This is a genomic window from Dankookia rubra, assembly GCF_004355005.1.
GTDB lineage: Bacteria > Pseudomonadota > Alphaproteobacteria > Acetobacterales > Acetobacteraceae > Paracraurococcus > Paracraurococcus ruber_A.
Genome location: NZ_SMSJ01000024.1, coordinates 65,552 through 79,647, shown reverse-complemented (window position 1 = coordinate 79,647; position 14,096 = coordinate 65,552). Strand labels below are relative to the sequence as shown.

Annotated in this window: 11 protein-coding genes and 4 pseudogenes; 8 read left to right on the top strand and 7 right to left on the bottom strand. The window is 66.4% G+C overall.

What is annotated here, in order from left to right:
- A partial coding sequence (locus E2C06_RS38500; protein WP_133290003.1) for an NAD(P)-binding protein occupies positions 1-645 on the bottom strand: 645 nt, incomplete at its 3' end.
- Between the two features lie 608 nt (positions 646-1,253).
- On the opposite strand from E2C06_RS38500, the pseudogene E2C06_RS18020 reads away from it, so the two are divergent.
- Positions 1,254-2,839: pseudogene (locus E2C06_RS18020) on the top strand (IS3 family transposase).
- 9 nt (positions 2,840-2,848) lie between these two features.
- Here E2C06_RS18020 and E2C06_RS18015 read toward each other — a convergent pair.
- The 3 genes and pseudogenes from E2C06_RS18015 to E2C06_RS18005 form a co-directional block, all read right to left on the bottom strand.
- Positions 2,849-3,058: a transposase gene (locus tag E2C06_RS18015; RefSeq protein ID WP_277751842.1), complete on the bottom strand. Its 210-nt coding sequence runs from the start codon at positions 3,056-3,058 to the stop codon at positions 2,849-2,851.
- 321 nt (positions 3,059-3,379) lie between these two features.
- Positions 3,380-4,363: pseudogene (locus tag E2C06_RS18010) on the bottom strand (IS110 family RNA-guided transposase); the annotation flags it as partial.
- A 26-nt stretch (positions 4,364-4,389) separates the two neighbouring features.
- Positions 4,390-5,313 (bottom strand): transposase, encoded by a 924-nt coding sequence (locus E2C06_RS18005; protein WP_133290002.1) that lies wholly within the window; start codon positions 5,311-5,313, stop codon positions 4,390-4,392.
- A gap of 72 nt (positions 5,314-5,385) precedes the next feature.
- On the opposite strand from E2C06_RS18005, the gene E2C06_RS18000 reads away from it, so the two are divergent.
- A complete protein-coding gene (locus E2C06_RS18000) occupies positions 5,386-6,378 on the top strand; it encodes a hypothetical protein (protein WP_133290001.1) in 993 nt (330 codons plus the stop codon).
- Positions 6,379-6,443: 65 nt separating this feature from the next.
- Positions 6,444-7,379: an ASCH domain-containing protein gene (locus E2C06_RS40800; RefSeq protein WP_369126539.1), complete on the top strand. Its 936-nt coding sequence runs from the start codon at positions 6,444-6,446 to the stop codon at positions 7,377-7,379.
- A 17-nt stretch (positions 7,380-7,396) separates the two neighbouring features.
- Here E2C06_RS40800 and E2C06_RS17990 read toward each other — a convergent pair whose 3' ends face one another.
- Positions 7,397-7,843: a helicase-related protein gene (locus E2C06_RS17990; RefSeq protein WP_133289999.1), complete on the bottom strand. Its 447-nt coding sequence runs from the start codon at positions 7,841-7,843 to the stop codon at positions 7,397-7,399.
- Here E2C06_RS17990 and E2C06_RS17985 point away from each other — a divergent pair.
- The 3 genes and pseudogenes from E2C06_RS17985 (at position 7,805) to E2C06_RS17975 (ending at position 10,505) form a co-directional block, all read left to right on the top strand.
- Positions 7,805-8,776, top strand: coding sequence for a transposase (locus E2C06_RS17985; protein WP_133289998.1), 972 nt, complete (start codon positions 7,805-7,807; stop codon positions 8,774-8,776). The two genes, E2C06_RS17990 and E2C06_RS17985, sit on opposite strands and share 39 nt — an antisense overlap.
- A gap of 24 nt (positions 8,777-8,800) precedes the next feature.
- A pseudogene (locus E2C06_RS17980) lies at positions 8,801-9,550 on the top strand (IS256 family transposase); the annotation flags it as partial.
- 418 nt (positions 9,551-9,968) lie between these two features.
- Positions 9,969-10,505, top strand: coding sequence for an acyloxyacyl hydrolase (locus tag E2C06_RS17975; protein WP_133289997.1), 537 nt, complete (start codon positions 9,969-9,971; stop codon positions 10,503-10,505).
- A gap of 289 nt (positions 10,506-10,794) precedes the next feature.
- On the opposite strand, the pseudogene E2C06_RS17970 reads toward E2C06_RS17975, so the two are convergent.
- Positions 10,795-11,761 (bottom strand): annotated as a pseudogene (locus E2C06_RS17970) (IS5 family transposase).
- Positions 11,762-11,898: 137 nt separating this feature from the next.
- On the bottom strand, positions 11,899-12,513 hold the full coding sequence (locus E2C06_RS17965; protein WP_206664580.1) for a MarR family winged helix-turn-helix transcriptional regulator: 615 nt from the start codon (positions 12,511-12,513) through the stop codon (positions 11,899-11,901).
- A gap of 10 nt (positions 12,514-12,523) precedes the next feature.
- On the opposite strand from E2C06_RS17965, the gene badH reads away from it, so the two are divergent.
- The gene (gene badH / locus E2C06_RS17960; protein ID WP_133289995.1) at positions 12,524-13,291 is read left to right on the top strand and encodes a 2-hydroxycyclohexanecarboxyl-CoA dehydrogenase; all 768 of its coding nucleotides are present in this window, start codon (positions 12,524-12,526) and stop codon (positions 13,289-13,291) included.
- 17 nt (positions 13,292-13,308) lie between these two features.
- On the top strand, positions 13,309-14,091 hold the full coding sequence (badI, locus tag E2C06_RS17955; protein ID WP_133289994.1) for a 2-ketocyclohexanecarboxyl-CoA hydrolase: 783 nt from the start codon (positions 13,309-13,311) through the stop codon (positions 14,089-14,091).
- The last annotated feature ends 5 nt before the right edge of the window (positions 14,092-14,096 follow it).

Genomic DNA, 14,096 nt, shown 5'->3' with positions numbered 1-14,096 from the left:
GCGGTGCGCTCTGTCATCGGCACCGCGACGCGGCGCAGCACCGACGCCTATCAGGCTATTCGTGCCACGCTCCAAGGCCAGTCCATCCTCGCCCCGGGTTGAGCAGCTACCGGTCTCGTTCTTCTCCAAGATCTCGAAGGGGATTCCCATCTCTTTCAGCCGGATGGCGGTGCAGAGGCCGGCGATGCCAGCGCCAATGACAATCACCTTGAAGTCGCGGATGGCCAGGCGCGCCGGGTCGCGCTGCCAGTGCACGGCGCGGGTATCCTCCTCACCCAGCTGCGTTTCCTCAACCAACAAAGGAATATATTCCTCTGGTACCATCTGGCCGACGCCACCGCTCATCATCCGCTGCAGCACCTCGGCATGTGGCAGGCGCGGCGGCGGGCGGTCCGCCACGGCGTAGTCCTTCAGGGCATCGACTAAGCGGTCGCGCACTTTCTGCTTGAGCGGTTCCGGCACGGACTCCAGAAAGCTCCAGGCACCATGGATATGCGGCGCGACCTCGTCGAGGATGGTGAGGTCGCCGGTGAGTTGCACCAGCACCATCAGCATCGGGGCGATATCGGCATCGGCCAGCGCCGCCCGGAGCGCCGCCTCGTCGTCCGTCGCTCCGCGGATTTGTGCCTGGAATTCCTTGGTCATTCTGTCCTCCTCCGCCCTCTTTTCTTATGGACGGAGTGTAGCCGAAGACGCTCGCTAGGCGAGGGCCGCGACGAACACCTCCCCGGCCAGCAGGAGCCGCGGCGGTTGCGGCCGGATGTCCGTTGCAGCGCCATCAGGGCCGCCGCCCGGGCGTGCCTGGTCGGTTCTATCAGAGCGCGCGCCAGACGGCTGGTTTGGCTGGCTGGGACGGCGCTGGTAGGCTCCGGGCTCGGCGGGACGGGAGTAGCGGATGGACTGTGTATCCTGCGGCTCGGCTGCGGTGACGGAGCGGCCGGAGCGCACGGCGCAAGGCTACCGCCGGTCCCGCTGCGGTATCGGAGCGCGGCGACCTGGCCGGTCCTCGCTGAGCTCCGGCAGGCCTGCCTCAAGAACCGCTCGCTTCAACTCCTCCACAAACAAGTGTTGGCTCCGGCTGCCACGCCGCAGCCGATCGTCGATCGCCTCTAATGGGAGATTATTGACCCGGCCTGGGTGATCTTGAGCTACGCAGCGTAGCGGAAGGTCTTGTGCCCGAAGAAGCTCCCCCTGTGTCAGACGAGTTGTCGCGTGTTTAGGATCGCGGAACGAGGGGGCGTGGACATCAGGCAGTGGCTCGATACGGACAAGCATACAGGGATCGCATCGTCGCGCGGCTGCTGCCGCCGGAGAGTGCGGCCATCGATGTGGTCTCGCGCGAGATAGGTATCAGCGTCGCCACGCTGGCGCGGTGGCGAGCCGGGGCGCTGGCGGCACCGGGCGGACTGACCAACCCCCAGCGCTGGACGCCTGCGGCGCGGCTGGAGGCGGTGATCACCACGGCGGCGATGGACGAGGCCGCCCGCAGCGCCTGGTGCCGCGAGCAGGGGCTATACCCGGCCGAGCTCGAGGCGTGGAAGCATGACGCCATCGCCGGCCTGGGCGAGCCGCGGGCCGCCAGTGCCGTCGAGGCGCGGCAGGACCGGCGCAGGGTCAAGGAGCTCGAGCGCGAGCTGCACCGCAAGGACAAGGCGCTGGCCGAGACGGCCGCCTTGCTGGTGCTGCGAAAAAAACTGCATGCGGTCTTCCGCGACGGCGAGGGCGAATGACCTGCCGGGAGGACCGCCAGACCCTGATGGCCGCGATCGCTGAGGCCTGTGCCGCCGGTGCCCGGCTGGCTCCGGCCTGCAGGCTGGCCGGCATCGACCCGCGCACCTTCCAGCGCTGGCGCGATGGCGATGGCCAGGTCCGGGCGGACCGCCGACCCGAGGCTGCCCGGCCACGGCCGGCGCACGCCTTGAGCGAGGCCGAGCGAGCGCGCCTGGTCGAACTCGCCAACCAGCCGCGCTTCGCCAGCACGCCACCAGCCCGTATCGTCCCGGCGCTGGCCGACGAGGGCGTCTACGTGGCCAGCGAGGCCAGCTTTCACCGCGTGCTGCGCGACCATGGCCAGATGCGGCGCCGGGGTCGGTCCCGCCCGCCGCGATCCGCCGGCCCGCCCAGCACGCATGTGGCGACCGCCCCAGGGCAGGTCTGGTGCTGGGACGTGACCTTCCTGCCCGCCCGGGTGCAGGGACGCTGGTTCTACCTGTTCCTCATCCTTGACCTCTACAGCCGCAAGATCGTCGGCCACGAAGTGCACGAGACCGACCAGGCCGAACACGCGGCCCATCTGGTCCGGCGCACGGCGCTTGCCGAGGGCATCCACGCCCACGCGCTGCGCCCGGTGCTGCACGGTGACAACGGCCCGAGCATGAAGGGCACGACCGTGCTGGCCATGCTGTACTGGCTCGGCATCGCGCCGTCGCACTCGCGGCCACGGGTGAGCGACGATAATGCCTATGCCGAGGCGCTGTTCCGTACCGCCAAGTACCGCCCGGACTTCCCCACCACAGGCTTTGCCAACCTCGCCGGAGCGCGGCAGTGGGCGGCCGATTTCGTGCACTGGTACAACCACGAGCACCGTCACAGCGGCATCCGCTACGTCACCCCGGCGCAACGCCATGCCGGAGGCGACGGCCCACTGCTGGCCGCCCGCCACGCCCTGTACCAGCAAGCACGCGAGACCAACCCGCGCCGCTGGAGTGGGCGGACCCGCGACTGGACGCCGATCGGCGCCGTGACGCTCAACCCTGAGCGCGACAGCGTCGTGGCCGCCGCGAGCATCGGGGCAGCTTCACCCGCCGCCGGGCCGCCATCCAAACCACGCCAAGGATAGGAGACCCCGTTACGAAACCAGCGCGGCAACTCGTTTGACACGCACCGAGCTGCGGACGCGGTCGGGCAGCTTCGACAGCTTGCGCATATGGCCGATGGCGGCACGCTTCAGCTGCGCCTTGCTGCGCGCCGGCTCCTTGCGGGTGACCGCCTGCTTCAGGTCGCCGTTGACCCCCTCGTCCGGGTTCAACTCCGGACTGTATCCTGGGAGGTAGAACACCTCACATGGAACGTCATGCGGTCAACAGCCAAATCAGCACCTCATGGCATGACCTCCGGCTGCAGTGTCCGAACGGTGTCCAGGTTCGAGCCCGTCTGCGTTCTGGCATTCCCTAACCAGAACCAACTCACATTCGGTCGGCGCACACAGCAGCCGCACCATCATCCCGCATACGGCGGATAGAGCTCAAGCAGGTGAGACCATTCTTCAATGGCGGCTTTCGAAGCCATATTGCTGCTAGGTTCACCCACCTGGATCCGTCAGGACCTGATCAGGGTCCTGCCGAATTCGAATGTAGCGGTTGTGGCGCTTAGGCCGCCTTCATCGCGGCCCCTCGATCACCACGCCGTTGCTGACGAACTTCCACAGCGCAACGAGCAACTTGCGCGCCAGGGCAACAATCGCAGCCTTCTTGCCGCGGCCACCATTCTGTTTGACGCGCTCCTTGAACCAGCGACTCAATGCCGAGGTCGGCTGGTGCTGCACCCACAACCAGGCAAGCTGGACCATGGTGCTGCGCAGTTTTGAGTTGCCTGACTTCGACACCCCCTGTTCGTGATCGACGGACCCGCTCTGCCAAGGCGTTGGCGCCAGCCCGGCATAGGCCGCCACCTGGCGCCGGTTGCCAAAGCTGCGGAAGAAGCACTCCAGCCAGAGCACCGTGGCGAACTCCGGGCCGATCCCGCGCAACCCGGCCAGCGCCGCTACCGGGGCAGGTGCCGCCTCGCCCTTGGGCGCCAGCAGAGCATCCCGCTCCGCCTCGACGGCCTTGATCTGCTGTAGGGTCAGCTCCAGTCGGTCGAGCTCGCGGCCGAGCTGGGCCTTCAGGTACGCCGGCAAGGGCCGTCCATCGCCGGTGACCAACTGCTCCAGTCGCTCGCGTCGATCACGACGACAGGGCTCGTAGTCAGGAATGCCTTGCGCAAACAGCAATCCCTTGATGCGATTCACATGCACGATCCGCTCGCATACCAACGTCTTGCGCTCGCGGCAGAGTCGCCGGCGGTCCTCTTCGTCCGGGGTCGGTGGCCGAACCATGGCGCAGACTCTCGGCTCACCGCGCTTATAGGCCAGCAGCGTGCGCAGCAGGGCCTCGCCATCGATCCGGTCCGTCTTTGCCTTGCGCCGCCGGCGCGAGGTCAGGACAGAGGCGGCGTCAACGACATGGCTTTCGATACCCTCCCGCTCCAGCACACGGTGGATCCAGAAGCCATCCAGTCCAGCCTCATGGATGACGACAATCGGGAAGGTGTTGCCAGTTCGAGCCTGCGTCTTCGCCTGCAGCGTCTTGAAGTGGCCCAACAGGCCCGTCATGATGCTCCTATGTCCTGTCAAGCGGGGATCGGGGCCGCCTGGCTTGGTTTGCACAGGACGCCGAAGATCTCGCGCGCGACATAGCGCTTCAGGCAGCGCATGATCTCCTTCGTGGTCTTTCCATCCTTGGTGCGGCGCACGACGTAGTCTTTGGTGGGCTGGTGCAGGCGCATGCGTGTGACGACGATGCGGTGCAAGGCGGCGTTAGCCTGCCTGTTTCCACCTCGGTTCAGCCTGTGGCGGCTGGTTCGCCCGCTGGATGCCGGTATAGGGCAGGCGCCACACAGCTTGGCGAGAGCTCCCTCCGATCGGATGCGTTCGGGATTGTCGCCGACCAGCAGCAACATCTCGGCAGCGGTCGCAGTTGCAATGCCCGGAGCAGTGATGAGGTCGGGCGCGGCGGTCGAGACCAGGGTTTCGAGGGCGCGGTCGTGCTCCTGGATTTCATGCCTCAGAGCAAGCCAGCGTCGCGCGGTGGCTGCGAGTGCCGCCTTCGCGGAGGCGGTCGTGGACGTGATCGGGCCGGGCTGCAGTGACGCCAGATGACGAGCGAGTGCCACCTTACCCCGGATGCTCTCGAGCTGCTCGCGCAGCTCCTCTGGCGCGCTGATGATGATCGATTTGAGCGTGAGCATGGCTTGAGTTTTGGCTTTGACAGCGGCATCGCGTGCCACCTTGAGGTGGCGCATCATCTCGACCGAGCTGTTACCGGATTTGGGTTGGGCCGTGGCCTGACCGCTGAGAACAGCACGCGCTGCGGCTTCCGCATCGATCGCGTCATCCTTGCCTTTTCGCCGACGCGCACTCCGATCGGGCCGGTTCACTTCCAGAATGCGGTACCCGCTCGTTTGCAGGTTGCGAGCAAGACCTGCCCCGTAGGATCCTGTGCCCTCGATGCCGAAGGCTCTCACCGGACCGAAGGCCCGCGCCCAGACTTCCAGGCGCTGATACCCCTCCCGGCCCGGCTATCTCATGAGCCTGCCCGCGGACCGCAGCTCCTGGGAGAACCGAATTTGAACAATCCCTACCTGATCGACGGCTCGCGCCGCGTGCATCGCCACTGGTGGACTGTCGTCCCGGCCCTACCTGCAGGACCGGACAAGCAGAAAGCGCACGCTCTCCAGCGGGTGTGGTCCGATCACACGATGAACGCTTTCCGCACTGCCGCCGACGGCTCGCTGCTTCCCGGCAACCGGGGCTTCTACACGGAAGGGACCGAGGACCATCTGACGCCTGCGGTCTTCCAGACGTGGGCTGCGCTCGGTCCAGCCCACGCTTGGCTGCCAGCCCTGTTAGCTCTCTTCAACATCACCCCAAGCGGCGCGGTCGAGACCGCGCGCTGGTGCTATTTCTTCGAACAGTACACGGCGGATGGCAAACGACCCATCGCTGACATCGTCCTCGCTTGGCGCGACGGGGCCGGAGAAGCCGTTCTCGTCATCGAGGCCAAGCGACGTGGTGCCCGGCTTGCTGTGAAGGACCTCACAGATCTTAGTCGGTACCTTCGGATGCCGTCGATTTATTCTGTTCCCAGAAGGCATCTTGGCCTCCTAGTCGACGCCGCAGACCTTGCTGGCATGCACGTCAAGTTGGCCGGGGCATGGCCCATTGCGTCCTGGCAGGCACTCATCTCGGCGCAAATAACGGCCGCCCGAGACCTTGCGGCCCCTACCACGGTGATAAAGGAGGTGATCGGCCTCATAGGACTTCACGCGGCCTTCCATGGCTTGGTGGCACCACTGGCCCGCGAGTCCCTGGCCCTCGTTGCAGGCGAGGGGACGGCGGCACGCTACAACGCGATAGCCACGGAGGCAGAGGGCCCGCCCGAAGCCGTGAGATTTCTGCTGGGTTCGGAGGCGGTTTTCGCGATACGGCGCGGGCGCAGTCCCGACACGCCGTTACCATGGCTTGCGGACACGCTCGCCGCCGACGAAATCTGGCGTCGTGGCGAACAGACGACGGCTGCCCGTCAAGTTCCCCGTTGGCGCCTCAATTGGGGCACCTGAAAACGACGCGCATACGCAAGGGTGGTTTCTGAACGGGTGAGCGCCCGCCTCATCTCCCCACTCTTGTGCTTTGGCCATCTCGCACGGACGTCGAATCGGTGCCGTGCTACGCACCTTCGCGGGCGAACTGCCTGGAAGCAACGCACCAGATCGAGGTTGAGGAGATTGCCTTTTTGGGATCCTTGCACGGCGCCCCGAACCGCGCCCTCATCATAGACGAGCCCTGGATCGGGATGATCCTGTCGGGACGCAAAATCTGGGAGATGCGCTCCCGGGCCACACGCATCCGGGGTAGGATCGGTCTCATCCGAAAGCGCTCCGGGCACGTAGTCGGCACTGCGGACCTTGTCGACTGCCTACCCCCGCTTGATGCCACTACGATGGCTATTGCGGTGGAAATGCACGGAATCGATCCCGGCTGGCAAGCCGACGCACTCACCGCGGGCTGGGTGGTGCCCTGGGTCCTGCAGGACGCGCGGCCGCTAGTCACACCGGTACCTTACCGCCATCCCGCAGGCGCGGTCGGCTGGGTCGTGTTGGACCCCACCGTGACGCAGGCAATCGCAGGGCGCATGCTCCCTCCCGCAGCCACAGGCGAGGCCGGCCCGATGTTCGGACGTGCCGAGTCCATTCGTCCCGCGTCGCCAGTGGCGGTTGACTTCCAACATGGTGGCACAGAGAACGAAGCCGGCGTGGTGCGCCTCACGGGCGGCAATATCAGGAATGGCTACATCTACTTGCGGAGCGTCAGGCACCTTCTCCCCGCCGATGCAATCGGAGGCCCGAACGCCGAAGCCGCGGCTCCCCGCTCCCTCGCCGTGGTCCTCGAGTCTGGTCAGACCATCACCACCGACGTGGCAGGCGACAAAATGATTTTTCGGCAGCGCGGCTCAATGAGGGAGCTATTTCGGGCGGCCGGTGCACGCGAGGGCGATGATGCGGTCATTACACGGACCGGGTCGCACTCACTGCGGACCACACTCCGGCGTGGGCCAAGCTAGCGGTCAGAGCAACGCAGTCATGCCAGGCTGTCCTTCAGCATTGCCGCCAGTTCTCCGGGCTCCGCGTCCGGCGGCATAAGTGCCTCCTTCATCAGGGCGCGCTTCCGGGCGAGTAACGCGTGCAGGTTCTCGTCGAAGGAAGGACGGCCACCGGGGAGAACCGCCAAGGGGATATGAACGGTCACGGGCCGGTCTTGGCCGATCCGCAGCACGCGGCCCGTACACTGGTCTTCAATGGCCGGATTCCACCAGCGCGCCAGGTGAATGACGTGGTTGGCGCGCGTCAGGGTGAGACCAACGCCTCCGGCCCGCGGCGAGAGGAGCATCACGTCGAAGCCACCAGGCGCGTTCTGAAAGCGGTCGACCCCCGCCTGCCGTGCTGCGCCGGCGACCCTGCCACTGATGGTCATCGGCGCCGCCGGGAGATGGTAACGCCGCTGAAGCAACCCCGAGAGCCTCGCCATGAGGGCGAGGTCATCCACGAACACCAGGGCGCGCTCACTGCGGCCGGCGATAGCGTCCAGTGCATCAAGTGCAAGGCGGAGCCTGCGACCAGTTCCTACCGCGAGATGCTGGTCCGCATGGCCAAGGAGAGCGGCATCGAGACGCCGACCACCGAAGACCTGGTGCGGCTGGACCGCAGGCGCAAAGGCAAGATGCTGTCCAACGCGGAGTGGGAGAGCCCGACCGATCCGGAGGCGCGCATCGCCAAGCTGAAGGACGGCCGCACGCACCTGGCCTACAAGCCCGCGCACGCGCTGGATCTCGACACCGGTGCGGTGGTCGCAGCCGAGATGCTTCTGACTGACCGTGGCGACACCGCGATCCTCCCTGATACCCTGGAGAGTGCCGCTCGGCACCTGGCCGCGGTTGAGGCGGCGCCGAGCGCCGAGGTCCCTGCCGAGATGGTGGCCGACAAAGGGTACCACTCGCGCGAAGTGCTGAAGTCCCTCGAGGACGGGCCGTGGAAGACCCGGATTACCGAGCCCAAGCGCGACGGCTTCTCCCGCTGGCACGGCGAGGATGCGGCCCGCCGCGCCGTCGTGAACAACCGCACCCGCCTGCTGTCCGGTGTCGCCCAGGTCGCGTTCAAGCTGCGCGCCGAGGTGGTTGAGCGAGGCTTCGCGCTCATTCTCGACCGTGGTGGCATGCGCCGAGCCTGGCTGCGCGGGCGGGAGAACCTGCACAAGCGCTTATGTGGACGGCCCCGTAGGACCAAGCGGGATCTTCAGCTCATGTCTCACAAGCGCATGACCTCGGGGCTTCCGGGACAGGGTTTCGGCCTCGCTTGCTGCGATTGCCACGCCGGATGGTGGCCTGGTCGTCATCCTGATCGTCGCCGCTGGCGATCAGACCGGGGCCGTCGCCGCAGCATTGAGCCGGACCGCTTCCGCTGACCGATGGCTTTCTCAACGGGCTGCTGGGGCCGGCGCGACCTGGCCGGCGAGGACATCGTCCGCCTTATTCTCGACGGGACCGTCGTGCGGGTCCGGCTGGATCGCAAGGCGACCTCGATCTCGTTGCTGGTGGTCCTCGGCGTCCGCCGTGATGGGCAGAAGGTGCTGCTCGCTATCCGCGCCATGGGCGGGGAGAGCGAGGCGGCGTGGCGGGCGGTGCTCGATGACCTGGTCGCCCGCGGGCTGCGGACCCCGGAGTTCCTGATCACCGACGGCGTGGCCGGCCTGGAGAAGGCGCTGGCTGCGCTCTGGCCGGCGGTGCCAGCTCAGAGGTGCACCGTGCACAAGCATCGGAATCTCCTGGCCCATGCGCCGGAGCGGCTGCATGAGGAGATCTCGGCCGACTACACGGACATGATCTACGCCGAGACCGCGAAGGAGATCGAGACACGGCGCCGAGCCTTCCTGCGCAAGTGGCGGCTGAAGTGCCGTGCTGTCGCCGACAGCCTCGAGGAGGCCGGCGAAGCCCTCTTCGCCTTCACCCGACTGCCCTCGAGCCAGTGGAAGTCAGCGCGGACGACGAACGCGATCGAGCGGCTGCATGAGGAGTTCAAGCGCCGCATCAAGACGCAGACCGTGCTGCCCTCGGCCGAGACCGCGGCCATGCTGTTCTGGGCCCTGCTCGCCTCAGGCCAGATCACCATGCGCAAGGTCGATGGCTGGCAGACCCTCGGTCAGCCGCCGGCCAAGAGCATGATTGACCTCGCCGCCTGAAGCGATACCGTCATCGCGCTGGAGGCGCCCTGGAGATTTCCAACAGCCTTTGCGACGGCACCCATTCTTGATCGGGGGAGATTCAAGTGAAAAGCCGAAAGCAGAATATGCTCGGTATTTTTTCGGCTTGAGGTTTGGCCCAGATCGAAGCGAAGCTGCTATTTGCTGGTGACTGAACGCGAATGCAGTCTTCGAAGATGATTGCAAGGGGCGACGCCATTCAGCGCCAGAACGCTACGGCCTCCAATCGTGCGACGGTCCCGAGCACCAGTGCCGTGATCGCGGCAGAGGGGTGTGAATCCGCTGCCGCTTGGCCATAATCGCCGCTCCACAATGGAGGCAGGCAGTGCGACTTCCACTCTTCAGTCTGTTGGCAATCCTCGGCACACTGCCCGTAGCGGCCCGGGCGGAAAACGGGATGCTCCGCATTCACGCCGGGGAGGGCCTGACCGGCCTGTTCAGCGAGATCCGTGGCGGCGCCGCCTGGCATGACCTTGGCGTCAGGGAAGGCGGCGCGGACATCAATGGAGAGTTGCTGTTCGTCACTCCGGTGCCGGCGCGGCTGACGGCGGATCTGCCGCCGCTCTATCGCTGGATGCTGGAGCCGCGACCGCATATCGGCTTCAGCGCCAATACCGAGGGCTACACCAGCCAGGGTTATTTCGGCCTGACCTGGACCACCATGCTGTACCGCGACGTGCTGCGGCCGGGCGACGGCATCCGCTTCGACTTCTTCTTCGGCGGTTCGGTGAATGATGGCAAGCACGTCACCAATGCCTCCGACCGCAAGAGTCTCGGCGGCAATCTTCTGTTCCGGGTCGGCGGCGAGATCGGCTACCAGATCGATCCGCGCTGGTCGGTCTCACTCTTCCTCGACCATGAGAGCAATGCCGGCAGCGCCCGCGCGAACGAGGGCATGAACAGCCTCGGCCTGCGCCTGGGTTTCGGGCTCTAGCAGCCCTATGTGGACGGCCCGAGGGGCGCAACGCTTTTCTCGGCCCTTTCACGCCGAAAGTATGGATGCGGTAGCGCAAGAGCGATCGTGCGGCGGCCGCGGACTGACTGCCGGTGCGATGCGCAGCCAATGCGGAGCCCTGGCATCCTCCTGGCTCAGCACAGGGCCGTACGGCTATGTTTTGACCCTAATGGCGGAGCTGTGGGCAAGTGGCCTGCCGAAGCGACCATCAGACAGTGTGTTGCACGATCAGCGGTGAAGACGCACGTAGCCCTACCCGCGTTCGGGGTTATGCGACGCGGACATACTCCGGCCGTCCGAGATCCAGCATCCGGTTCAGCACACCGGCGGCGATGGCCACCTCCGTCGCTTGGCGCCCGTCGGTTTGCGAACGGAGCCCATCACCGATCACCCGCTTCCAGCGCGAGATGTCAGCCTCGACCAGGGCACGATCATTGTAGCCCGACGCCCGCTGCCAGCCCAAGCGGCCGCGCTCAGCGATGCACTGCAGATGGCAGTCGCGCTGTGTCGGTGCGGTCGCCGCGGCTTCGCTTGGCACCGCGTTCGCGCGAGGTGGTACCACCACGGCTGCCTCGGGAAGCCGTGCCGTGACCTCGGCGTAGACATCGTCCCGGTCGTAAGCGCCATCGCCGGTGAAGGACGCCACTGCCCCTCTCGATCTGATCGAGCAAGGCACCGACCTGCGAGCCGTCGTCAGCGTCCTTGTCGGTCAACACCGGCGCGACGATCCGACCCGTGTCGGCGTCGGTGGCAAGATGCAGCTTGCGCCAGCCACGACGCCTCTTGCTGCCATGCTTCTCGACCAGCCACTCGCCGGGACCACACAGCTTCAGCCCCGTGCTGTCCACCAGCAGGTGTACGGGCTTGCTGCTCGCCTTCGGCCGTAGCACCTCCAGCGTCTCGGCCCGGCGGCTCGGGGTGGAGTGGTCCGGCACGGGGAGGTCGAGGCCGAGCAGCTGCAGAATGGAGCCGATCAAGCCCTCGGCCTGGCGTAGCGGAAGGCGGAATACCGTGCGCAGGGTCAGGGCGGTGGTGATGGCCAAATCCGAGAAGCAGGGCTGCCCGCCCCGGGTGGTACGCGGCGCCGCGCGCCACCCTTCGATTGCCTCCTCGGAGAACCACACGGTCAGGCTGCCGCGAGCCCGCAGGCCGGCGTCGTACTCGCCCCAGTTCTTCACTCGGTGCCGCTGGGCCGGAATGTGGTGTCGGCGGTCAGCATTGGCTTTGAACGGCATGGCGGGCCCCCTCGAACGAGGGTTCGCCCTCATTCCAGCCTACCCCGCACTGCCCAATCCGACGATCCCTGCAACAAGCTGCCAGCGGACCCGTTCCCGCCCGCGCAGCTAAATACGCGACAGCTTTCGCACTACCCCTATTCGCCCTCGGGAACGACAATCCGACCAAGGCCGTCGCGCAGCCTGTCGAGCAGGCGAAACAGCAGCAGGCATTCCTCGGTCGAGAAGCCCGCCAGGGCGTCGTTATAGTAGCGACGGATGCTGACCAACATCTCTGACCAGACGCTTTCGCCCTGCGCCGTCAATCGGACGTGGCGCAGGCGACCATCGCCCGCAACGCGGATCCGCTCGACCAGTCCCGCGCCCTCCAGCCGGTCCAGCACTGCAGTGAGGTTCTGCCGGCTGACCATCAGGAAGGCGATCAGCTCTTTCACGGTCATTCCGTGGTCGCGGACGCCGGGGCGTGAGAGCGCCCCCAGCACCGCCCATTGCTGGGTTGTCGCGCCGAAGTCGCTGACCGCCTTCGTTCCTGTTTTGTGCATCAGGTTCGAGGCCTGATACAGCCGCAGGAATAACCTGTTGGCGATATCGAACCTGACGAGATCAACCTTCTGGCTTCCTGCAGGGCTGCCTAAAGGAATCTTCGCGAGATGATCTATCAATGCCTTGCCACTTCCGCTGATAATATAGCATACCCTTGTTATATCAGGCGCACCAGGACTTCTCCTGATCGCCGGGACATCGATCAGCACGGGAGGAACCATGCGCGGTCTCAAGGACAAGGTCGTCATCGTCACCGGCGGCGGCGGCGGCATCGGCGGGGCCACCTGCCGGCGATTCGCCGAGGCCGCCGCCAAGGTCGCGGTTTTCGACATCGACGCTGCGGCGGCCGGGCACACCGCCACCGCCATTGCCGAAGCCGGCGGCACTGCCCGGGCCTTCGCCTGCGACATCACCGACCATGCCGCGGTCCAGGGCGCAGTCGCCGCGGCCGAGGAGGCGCTCGGGCCCGTCGGCGTGCTGGTGAACAACGCCGGCTGGGACGTGTTCCGGCTGTTCAAGGACAGTACGCCGGCCGAGTGGCAGAAGCTCATCGCCATCAACCTGGTCGGCGCGCTCAACATGCACCATGCGGTGCTGCCCGGCATGCTGGCACGCAAGGCGGGGCGCATCGTCAATATCGCCTCCGACGCCGCCCGGGTCGGCTCGTCAGGCGAGGCGGTCTATGCCGCTTGCAAGGCGGGGCTGATCGGCTTCTCCAAGACTCTGGCCCGTGAGCATGCGCGGCACGGCATCACCGTGAACGTCGTCTGCCCGGGCGCCACCAACACCGCGCTCTTCGCCGACTACAAGCGGGGCGCCGGCAACCCTGAGAAGCTGGACGAGGCGTTCCGCCGCGCCGTCCCGATGGGCCGCATTGCCGAGCCCGAGGACCTGCCCGGCGCCATCCTGTTCTTCTCGAGCGACGACGCCGCCTTCATCACCGGACAGGTGCTCAGCGTGTCCGGCGGCCTGACCATGGCCGGCTGACCCAGGGAGGAAAAATCATGCACTACGAAGATATCCTGTTCGAGGTGGCCGTCGGCGTCGCCACCATCGCCATCAACCGCCCCAAGGTGATGAATGCCTTCCGCGGCCGGACCTGCGACGAGCTGATCCACGCCTTCAACCGCGCCGGCTGGGACAAGTCGGTCGGCGTCATCGTGCTGACCGGCACCGGCGACAAGGCCTTCTGCACCGGCGGCGACCAGTCGGCGCATGACGGCAACTACGATGGCCGCGGCATGATCGGCCTGCCGGTCGAGGAGCTGCAATCGATCATCCGTGAGGTGCCAAAGCCGGTCATCGCCCGCGTGCAGGGCTATGCGATCGGCGGTGGCAACGTGCTGGCGACGCTCTGCGACCTGACCATCGCGTCCGAGAAAGCGCAGTTCGGGCAGGTCGGTCCCAAGGTCGGCTCGGTCGATCCCGGCTTCGGCACAGCCTACCTGGCGCGCATCGTCGGCGAGAAGAAGGCGCGCGAGATCTGGTACCTCTGCCGCCGCTACACCGCCACCGAGGCGCAGGCCATGGGTCTGGTCAATACCGTGGTGCCGCACGACCAGCTCGATGCCGAAGTAGCGCGCTGGTGCGCCGAGATCATGGAACGCAGCCCGACCGCCATCGCCATCGCCAAGCGCAGCTTTAACGCGGACAGTGACAGTATCCGCGGCATTAGCGGCATGGGGATGCAGGCGCTGACCATGTACTACGCCAGCGAGGAATCGCAGGAGGGCGTGCGCGCCTTCAACGAGAAGCGGAAGCCCGAATTCCGCAAGTTCCAGAAGTAAGCGTG

Coding starts and splice junctions, on each gene's coding strand:
- badI (WP_133289994.1), top strand. CDS start 13,309: ATGCACTACGAAGATATCCTGTTCGAGGTGGCCGTCGGCGTCGCCACC.
- badH (WP_133289995.1), top strand. CDS start 12,524: ATGCGCGGTCTCAAGGACAAGGTCGTCATCGTCACCGGCGGCGGCGGC.
- E2C06_RS17985 (WP_133289998.1), top strand. CDS start 7,805: ATGGTAACGCCGCTGAAGCAACCCCGAGAGCCTCGCCATGAGGGCGAG.
- E2C06_RS17990 (WP_133289999.1), bottom strand. CDS start 7,843: ATGGCGAGGCTCTCGGGGTTGCTTCAGCGGCGTTACCATCTCCCGGCG.
- E2C06_RS17975 (WP_133289997.1), top strand. CDS start 9,969: ATGCTCCGCATTCACGCCGGGGAGGGCCTGACCGGCCTGTTCAGCGAG.